The sequence below is a fragment of the Actinophytocola sp. genome (genome assembly GCF_035942955.1).
Lineage (GTDB): Bacteria > Actinomycetota > Actinomycetes > Mycobacteriales > Pseudonocardiaceae > DASYTH01.
The window spans coordinates 1-8,017 of the sequence record NZ_DASZCQ010000105.1; the positions used below are offsets into that span (position 1 = coordinate 1).

General features: G+C 72.1%; 8 protein-coding genes and 1 pseudogene. 7 read left to right on the forward strand and 2 right to left on the reverse strand.

Annotated elements, in window-relative coordinates:
* From VGX25_RS10595 to VGX25_RS10620, 6 genes and pseudogenes are all read left to right on the forward strand, one after another.
* Nucleotides 1-553: pseudogene (locus tag VGX25_RS10595) on the forward strand (4-hydroxybenzoate polyprenyltransferase); the annotation flags it as partial.
* A complete protein-coding gene (locus tag VGX25_RS10600; RefSeq protein ID WP_326917473.1) occupies nt 550-1,389 on the forward strand; it encodes a sugar phosphate isomerase/epimerase family protein in 840 nt (279 codons plus the stop codon). The pseudogene VGX25_RS10595 and the gene VGX25_RS10600, both read left to right, overlap by 4 nt.
* Nucleotides 1,386-2,000 (forward strand): EboA domain-containing protein, encoded by a 615-nt coding sequence (locus VGX25_RS10605; protein WP_326917474.1) that lies wholly within the window; start codon nt 1,386-1,388, stop codon nt 1,998-2,000. Before VGX25_RS10600 ends, VGX25_RS10605 begins: the two co-directional genes overlap by 4 nt.
* Nucleotides 2,000-2,857 carry a TatD family hydrolase gene (locus VGX25_RS10610; protein ID WP_326917475.1) on the forward strand — a complete coding sequence of 286 codons (858 nt, stop codon included), beginning with the start codon at nt 2,000-2,002 and terminating at the stop codon, nt 2,855-2,857. Before VGX25_RS10605 ends, VGX25_RS10610 begins: the two co-directional genes overlap by 1 nt.
* Nucleotides 2,854-3,990, forward strand: a complete 1,137-nt coding sequence (eboE, locus tag VGX25_RS10615; RefSeq protein WP_326917476.1) for a metabolite traffic protein EboE — start codon at nt 2,854-2,856, stop codon at nt 3,988-3,990. The genes VGX25_RS10610 and eboE overlap by 4 nt, the downstream gene beginning before the upstream one ends.
* Complete coding sequence (locus VGX25_RS10620) at nt 3,987-5,360, forward strand: alkaline phosphatase family protein (RefSeq protein WP_326917477.1); 1,374 nt, start codon at nt 3,987-3,989, stop codon at nt 5,358-5,360. Before eboE ends, VGX25_RS10620 begins: the two co-directional genes overlap by 4 nt.
* Nucleotides 5,361-5,669: 309 nt before the next feature.
* On the opposite strand, the gene VGX25_RS10625 is transcribed toward VGX25_RS10620, so the two are convergent.
* A complete protein-coding gene (locus tag VGX25_RS10625) occupies nt 5,670-6,440 on the reverse strand; it encodes a hypothetical protein (protein WP_326917478.1) in 771 nt (256 codons plus the stop codon).
* A gap of 9 nt (nt 6,441-6,449) precedes the next feature.
* On the opposite strand from VGX25_RS10625, the gene VGX25_RS10630 reads away from it, so the two are divergent.
* Nucleotides 6,450-7,427: an isopenicillin N synthase family dioxygenase gene (locus tag VGX25_RS10630; RefSeq protein WP_326917479.1), complete on the forward strand. Its 978-nt coding sequence runs from the start codon at nt 6,450-6,452 to the stop codon at nt 7,425-7,427.
* Nucleotides 7,428-7,578: 151 nt separating this feature from the next.
* Here VGX25_RS10630 and VGX25_RS10635 read toward each other — a convergent pair whose 3' ends face one another.
* The gene (locus VGX25_RS10635) at nt 7,579-7,857 is read right to left on the reverse strand and encodes a hypothetical protein (RefSeq protein ID WP_326917480.1); all 279 of its coding nucleotides are present in this window, start codon (nt 7,855-7,857) and stop codon (nt 7,579-7,581) included.
* Between the last annotated feature and the right edge of the window lie 160 nt (nt 7,858-8,017).

The window sequence follows — 8,017 nt, forward strand, 5'->3', positions numbered from 1 at the left end:
GCTGGCCGGCGGCCGGCCAGCGCTGCGCGTCGCTTTTCCTTTGGCGGCAACGGTCTGGGCGTACGACCTGTGGCTGAAGTCGGGCCCGGCCGGGCCGGTGGCGATGGCGGCCGCGCGCACGTTGGACGTGCTGCTTGGCGCGGGCGGCGCCCGGCCGGCGGTGCCGGCGGCGCTGACCGTCGGTGCGCACACGCTCGGCGTCACCGTGCTGTCCCGCGGCGAGGTGCACGGCGCGGACGCCAGGGTGCCGCGCGCCGCCCTCGCCGGCACCGCGGCGATCACCGGCGCGGTGCTGGCCGGCGGCCGGCGATCCCGGTTGGCCACGGCCGGATTGGCCGCGCTGTACGCGGGAAGCGTCGGTTCGGCCCAGTCGGCGGCGGCGCGCGATCCGTCGTCCGGCGCTGTTCGCCGGGCCGTCGGCGCCGGCATCCTTGGGTTCATGCCCCTGCAGGCCGCACTGCTGGCAAGGGCCGGATCGCTGCGCGCCGCCCTGCCCGTCGCGTTGGCGTTCCCGATGGCCCGCCGGCTGTCGAGAAAGGTCTCAGCGACATGAGATTTGGCTACGGCACCAACGGATTCGCCAATCACCGGCTGGACGACGCGCTGGCCGTGCTCGCCGATCTCGGCTATCAGGGCGTCGCGCTGACACTGGATCATGCACACCTCGACCCGTTCGCGCCGGAGCTGGCCCGGCGCACGGCCGAGGTCGGGCGGCGGCTGGCCGAGCTCGACCTGGCCGTCGTCATCGAGACCGGCGCCCGGTACCTGCTCGACCCGCGGCGCAAGCACGAGCCGACGCTGCTGTCGGAGGAACGCGCGGCGCGGGTGTCGTTCCTGCGCCTCGCGGTGGACGTCGCGGCCGACCTCGGGGCCGAGGCGATGTCGTTCTGGAGCGGGATCCGCCCGGCGGGGCTGGGCGCCGACGCGGCCTGGGACCGGCTGGTCTCCGGCTGCGCGGCGGTGCTCGACCACGCGGCGCGGCGCCGCGTCGTGCTGGGCTTCGAGCCGGAGCCGGGGATGCTGGTGGACACCATCGCCGGCTACGAGCGGCTGCGCGGCGTGCTCGGCGGGCCGGACCGCTTCGGGCTGACCCTGGACATCGGGCACTGCCGGTGCAACGAGGAGCTGCCCGTGCCCGACTGCGTGCGGCTGGCCGGGCCGCGGCTGGTGAACGTGCAGATCGACGACATGCGCCGGGGCGCGCACGAGCACCTGGAGTTCGGCGCCGGCGAGATCGACTTCCCGCCCGTGCTCGCGGCGCTCGCCGGCGTCGGCTACCGCGGGCTGGTCGCCGTGGAGCTGCCGAGGCACAGCCACGCCGCTCCGGCCGTCGCCGAGCGGTCGCTGGCATTCCTGCGCAAGGCCGAGCGCGTGGGGGTGGCGGCATGAAGATCAGCAAGATCCGGGCGGCGGTGACCAAGGCGCTCGACCCGGCCGCCTCGGTCTGGTTCACCGAGGCACGGCAGCAGATCGCGGCCGACCGGGCGGCGCTCGCCCGGCTGTTCCCTGCGGTCGGCCGCAAGTGCGGGCGCGGTCAACTGTGGACCGACGACCCGGAGCTGATCGGCTGGACGATCGACGACGCGGTCCGGGCCCTGCTGCTGGTCGGCGCCAGCATCGAGGACGTGACCGCGGTGTACAACTACGGCGACGCGGCCGAGCGGCGGGCCGTGCTGCGCGCGCTGCCGCTGCTGGAACTGGGCGACGCGGCCGTCCCGCTGGTGCTGGACGCCTTACGCACCAACGACACCCGGCTGATCGCGGCGGCGCTCGGGCCGTATGCCGCCGAGCACCTGCCCGCCGACGCGTGGCGGCAGGCCGTGCTCAAGTGCGTGTTCCTTGGCATCCCGCTGGCCTGGGTGTCCGACCTCGAGCGGCGCAAGGACGACGAGCTGGTCCGGATGATGCGCGCCTTCGCCGAGGAGCGCATCGCCGCCGGCCGCCCGGTGCCGCCCGACGTCCTGATGATTGTTCCGGACCTGCGCGGCGAGGAGGGCTGATGCGCATCTTCGATCCCCACATCCACATGACCTCCCGGACGACGACCGACTACGAGCAGATGTACGACGCCGGCGTGCGGGCGTTGGTGGAGCCGGCGTTCTGGCTCGGCCAGCCCCGCACCAGCGTCGGATCCTTTGTGGACTATTTCGACTCGCTGCTCGGCTGGGAGCCGTTCCGGGCGGCCCAGTTCGGCATCGCGCACCACTGCGCGATCGCGCTGAACCCCAAGGAGGCCAACGATCCGCGCTGCGTCGAGGTGCTCGACCTGTTGCCGCGGTACCTGGCCAAGGATCGGGTAGTGGCGGTCGGCGAGGTCGGCTACGACTCGATGACGCCGGAGGAGGACTACGCCTTCGCCCGGCAGCTCGAGCTGGCGGTGCAGCACGAGCTGCCGGTGCTGGTGCACACCCCGCACCGGGACAAGGCCGCCGGCACCAAGCGGACCCTCGACGTGGTGCGCGAATCGACGCTGCCGCCCGAGCGGGTGCTGGTGGACCACCTCAACGAGGTGACCGTCGGCCTCGTGATCGACTCCGGCTGCTGGATGGCGTTCTCCATCTACCCGGACACCAAGATGGACCCGGACCGGATGGTGCGCATCCTCTCCGAGTTCGGCACCGACCGGATGCTGGTGAACTCCGCCGCCGACTGGGGCAAGAGCGACCCGCTGCGCACGAGGCTCACCGGCGACGCCATGCTGGCCGCCGGGTTCACCGAGGCGGACGTGGACAAGGTGCTCTGGCAGAACCCGATCGACTTCTACGGCCAGAGCGACCGGCTCGATGTGTCCGAAGTAGACCGCGAGCCCACCGCGCTGTTCGAGGGCAACTCGGTGCTGCGTGGGGCACGCGAGTGAGGTTCCGGCACCCGGACGGCTCGCTCGTGCACCTCGCGTACTGCACCAACGTGCATCCGGCCGAGGACCTCGACGGCGTGCTCGCCCAGCTGTCCCGCTACGCCTCGCCGGTCCGGGAGCGGCTGGGCGCCGCGCGGCTCGGCGTGGGCCTGTGGCTGGCCGCCGACCTGGCGGCCGAGCTCGCCGGCGACGGCGCTGCGCTGCGCCGGTTGCGTGCCGAGCTGGCCGCGCGCGGGCTGGAAGTGGTGACGTTCAACGGGTTTCCGTACCGCGGCTTCCACGACCCGGTGGTCAAGCACAAGGTGTACACACCGGACTGGACCGAGCCGGCCCGGCTGGAGTACACCGTCAACCTGGCCCGGGTGCTCGCCGCGCTGCTGCCCGACGACGTCGACGGCGGCAGCATCTCGTCGCTGCCGCTGGCCTGGCGCACACCGTGGGACGGCGACCGGGCCGGCGCCGCCCGCCGGCAGCTCGACGAGCTGGCCAGGCTCCTTGCCGGCCTCGACCGCGCGATCAGGGTGGCCTTCGAGCCGGAGCCGGGCTGTGTCATCGAGTCCACGACCGACGCCGTGCGGCATCTGTCCGGAGTGGACACGGAATGGCTCGGTGTCTGCCTTGACGCCTGCCACCTGGCGGTCGGGTTCGAGCAGCCGCAGCAGGCCCTGACCCGGCTGGCCGAGGCCAGGTTGCCTGTGGTCAAGCTGCAGGCCTCGTGCGCGCTGGAAGCCCCGGCGTCCGCAAGGGACGAGCTGGCGCCGTTCGTCGAGCCCCGGTTCCTGCACCAGACCAGGGAATCGGGCGCCGGGGGAGTCGACGACCTCGACGAGGCCCTTGCCGGCGGGCTGCCGGGGCTCGGGCCGTGGCGGGTGCACTTCCACGTACCCGTGCACGCCGAACCGGCCGGGTCGCTGTCCAGCACCCGGCCGGTCCTGCGCGACACGCTGGCCGCGCTGCTGTCCGGGCCGCACCCGGTCACCCGGCACGTCGAGGTGGAGACGTACACCTGGCAGGTGCTGCCCGCCGGGCAGCGCCCGCGCACCGAAGCCGATCTGGTGGCCGGACTGGCCAACGAGTTGGACTGGGCCCGCGGCGAGCTGGTCGCCGGGGGATTGGAGGAGGTCGACGGATGACGCCGGTCGCGGTCCTGAACGTCGTGGGTCTGACCCCGCGACTGCTCGAGCACATGCCCAACCTGCGCCGGGTCGCGTCCGACGGCTTTCAGTCTACTTTGGACACCATCCTGCCGGCGGTGACCTGCTCGGTGCAGTCCACGCTGCTCACCGGGGCGCTGCCGCGCGAGCACGGCGTCGTCGGCAACGGCTGGTACTTCCGCGACCTCGGCGAGGTCTTCCTGTGGCGCCAGCACAACGCCTTGGTGGGCGGCGAGAAGCTGTGGGACGCCGCCCGCGCCCGCAAGCCGGACTGGCGGGTGGCCAACGTGTGCTGGTGGTACGCCATGGGCGCGGCCACCGATCTGGTGGTCACCCCGCGCCCGATCTACCACGCCGACGGCCGCAAGTCTCCGGACTGCTACACCCGCCCGCCAGCCCTGCACGACGAGCTCACCGCCGAGCTCGGCGACTTCCCGCTGTTCACCTACTGGGGCCCGACCGCCGGCATCGACTCGACCGAGTGGATCGTCGCCGCGGCCCGGCGAATCCTGGTCCGCCACCCGGTCGACTGCCTGCTGGTGTATCTGCCGCACCTGGACTACGACCTGCAGCGGTTCGGCCCGGACGGCCAGGAGGCGGTCCGGGCGGCCCGCGAGGTCGACGCCGCCGTCGCCCCGCTGCTGGCCGACCTCCGCGCCCGTGACGCGATCACCGTGGTGCTCAGCGAGTACGGCATCACCCCGGTGCGCCGGCCGGTCGACGTCAACCGGGCCCTGCGCCGCGCGGGGCTGCTCGAGGTGTACGTCCAGGACGGCATGGAGCTGCTGGACCCGTGGACCTCCAGGGCATTCGCGGTCGCCGACCACCAGCTTGCCCACGTCTACGTGCGCGATCCGTCCGATGTGGACCGCACCAGGGACGTGCTCGCCGAGCTGCCCGGAGTGGACGAAATCCTCGACGCGTCCGGCAAGGCCAAGCACGGCCTCGACCACGCCCGCTCCGGCGAGCTGGTCGCCGTCGCCGAGCCGGACTCCTGGTTCACCTACTACTACTGGCTCGACGACGCCCGCGCTCCGGACTTCGCGCGCACCGTGGAGATCCACCGCAAGCCCGGCTACGACCCGGCCGAGCTGTTCTTCGACCCCGCCGATCGGTTCGCCAAGGCGCGCGCCGGGCTTGCGCTGGCCCGCAAGAAGCTCGGCCTGCGCTACTCGATGCGGGTGGTGCCGCTCGACCCCTCCTGCGTCCGCGGCAGCCACGGTCGCCTCCCGGACGACCCGGCCGACGGTCCGGTGCTGCTGTGCTCCGATCCCGCGCAGGCCCGCGACCGGTACGCGGCCACCGAGGTCAAGGACCTGCTGCTGCGCCTGGCCGGCTTGACGGGATGACTATTCGACGCCCAGCTCCCGGAAGGTGGCGACGACGTCCCGGACCTGTCCGGAGTGGATGAGATCCTCGCCGCGTCCGGCAGGCCGAGCACGGTCCCGATCATCCGCCGATCGGTTCGCCTAGGCGCGCGCCGGGCTTGCGCTGGCCCGCAAGAAGCTCGGCCTGCGCTGCTCGATGCGGGTGGTGCCGCTCGACCCCTCCTGCGTCCGCGGCAGCCACGGCCGCCTTTCGGACGACCCGGCCGACACCGGTACGCGGCCACCGAGGTCAAGGACCTGCTGCTGCGCCTGGCCGGCTTGACGGGATGACTACTCGACGCCCAGCTCCCGGAAGGTGGCGACGACGTCCCCGAGCGGCCCCTCCGCCTCGTCCCGTTTGGACCGCAGAGTCCACGTGGCGATCTGGTAGTAGCCGTTCTTGCCGTCCACCAGCGTGTACCAGAAGACCACCCGGACGCCGGAGAGCTTCGCGCTGATCTCGTACCGCGCCGCGGGCAGGCCGCCGACCGTGATCGGGCGCGGCTGGGACACCTCGCCGTCCTCCATCCCCAGGTCGACGTCGGAGAGCGCCGCCTCCTCGAACGCGACGAAGTCGTCGAAGTCGTCCTTGGCCGCGGAGACGACCAGGACGTACTGCTCCTGGCGGCCGTTGCCGAGCTGGATGACGGCATGCTCGTTGCGCCAGCTCGCCGGGACGTCCTTCCAGGTGGTCGGCACGGTGAGCTGGCAGGAGTTGTCGCTGGCCGTCACCACCTTGGTGTCGCCCGTCGTCACCCCGCGCTGCCGGGCCGCCGTCGGTGAGCCCGAGCTCGCGTCCGACGAGCGGTCCGGCCGGCTCTCCGCGATGGCGCCCAAGATCGCCCCGCCGAGGATGGCGACTGCCAGCAACCCCAACCCGATCCACAGCGCGATCGGGCGCTTGCGCACCGGCGGCGGGGGTGGCGGCGCGAAGTACGGCGGCTGCGGCGGTTGATGGCTCTGGTGGTCGCCAGGTGGATAGGACATCGTCACCCCCATGTTCACCCGCTCCGGCATGCCCGAGCCGGCCCGGTGAGCGGCCAGCGTACCGCCAGGGGGCACGATGGCCCCATGCCCGCGCTACCGGTGATCGACATCAGCCCGCTTGTCGACCGTTCGCCCGACCGGCACGCCGTGGCCGCCGAGATCGGCCGCGCCTGCCGAGAGGACGGCTTCTTCTACGTCGTCGGGCACGGCGTGTCCGAGTCCCTGCAGGCCCGCCTCGAGGAGCTGAGCCGCGAGTTCTTCGCCCAGGACCTGGAGCGCAAGCTGGAGATCCACATGTCCCGCGGCGGCCGCGCCTGGCGGGGCTACTTTCCGGTCGGCGACGAGCTCACCTCCGGCCGCCCCGATCTCAAGGAGGGCCTCTACTTCGGCGCCGAGCTGCCCGCCGACCACCCCGCCGTGCGGGCCGGCACCCCGCTGCACGGCCCCAACCTGTTCCCCGCGCACCCGGCCGGCCTGCGCCGGGCCGTGCTCGACTACCTGGCCGCGCTCACCACCCTCGGCCATACCCTGATGTCCGGTATCGCGCTGAGCCTCGACCTCGACGAGCACTACTTCGCCGACCGGTACACGGCCGACCCGCTCATCCTGTTCCGCATCTTCAACTACCCGGCCGTCCCGGCCGCCGACGGCTCGTGGGGCGTCGGCGAGCACACCGACTACGGCCTGCTGACCATCCTTCGCCAGGACGGCACCGGCGGCCTGCAGGTCCGCTCCCACTCCGGCTGGCTCGACGCCACCCCGATCCCCGGTTCGTTCGTCTGCAACATCGGCGACATGCTCGACCGGCTCACCGGCGGCCGCTACCGCTCCACCCCGCACCGCGTCCTGCCCTCCACCACCCGCGACCGCCTGTCCTGGCCGTTCTTCTTCGACCCCGCGTTCACCGCGGACGTCACCCCCGTCGCCCACCGCGCCCTGGCCGACCCCCACACCGGCCGCTGGGACAACGCCAGCCCGCACGACTTCCACGGCACGTACGGCGACTACCTCCTCGCCAAAATCGGCAAGGTCTTCCCGGACCTCAGCCGCGACGTCCTCTGACCGGTCCGTGCAAAGCAAATGTGGCATTGCTTCCCTGTCAGGAAAGCAATGCCACATTGCCTATGCTGTGCTCCCGCCGAATCCGATTGCGCCCTCAGTCATGCTGGCCGGGGTCGACCCGGCCATTCGCTGCCCGTAACATGACCTGCGCTCACGCGGCAATCTGTAAGTCTAAAGTAGACAGAAGCCGGATGCCCGCTGCGGTGGCCACGACGGGGACGTCGCGGGCGCCGGTGGCCGGGCGGATGGCGATCAGTCGGCGGCGCTCCAACAGGTCCAGCGTCTCGCATTCCCATTGCGGCACCTGGCCGGCGCTGGAGCCGTCCGGAGCTGCCCAACGGTAGCCAGCGGGAGTGCCCCACAGTCCATTGTGGAACAGCAGTGAACCTTCGGCGGCATGTCTCAGTGCGTTCAACTCGTTCTGGGTCATGGCTCCCACCTCCGCCACCCACACGGACCAAGACCCGGTTCGGTTCAATGGCAGGGACGCAAATATGTATCGTTATCGTTCAGCAACCTTCGGACCGCCGAGCGTCCGACATTGAACTGCGGCCAGGCATCCGGACCCGCCCACCCGACCCCCGGCCGGT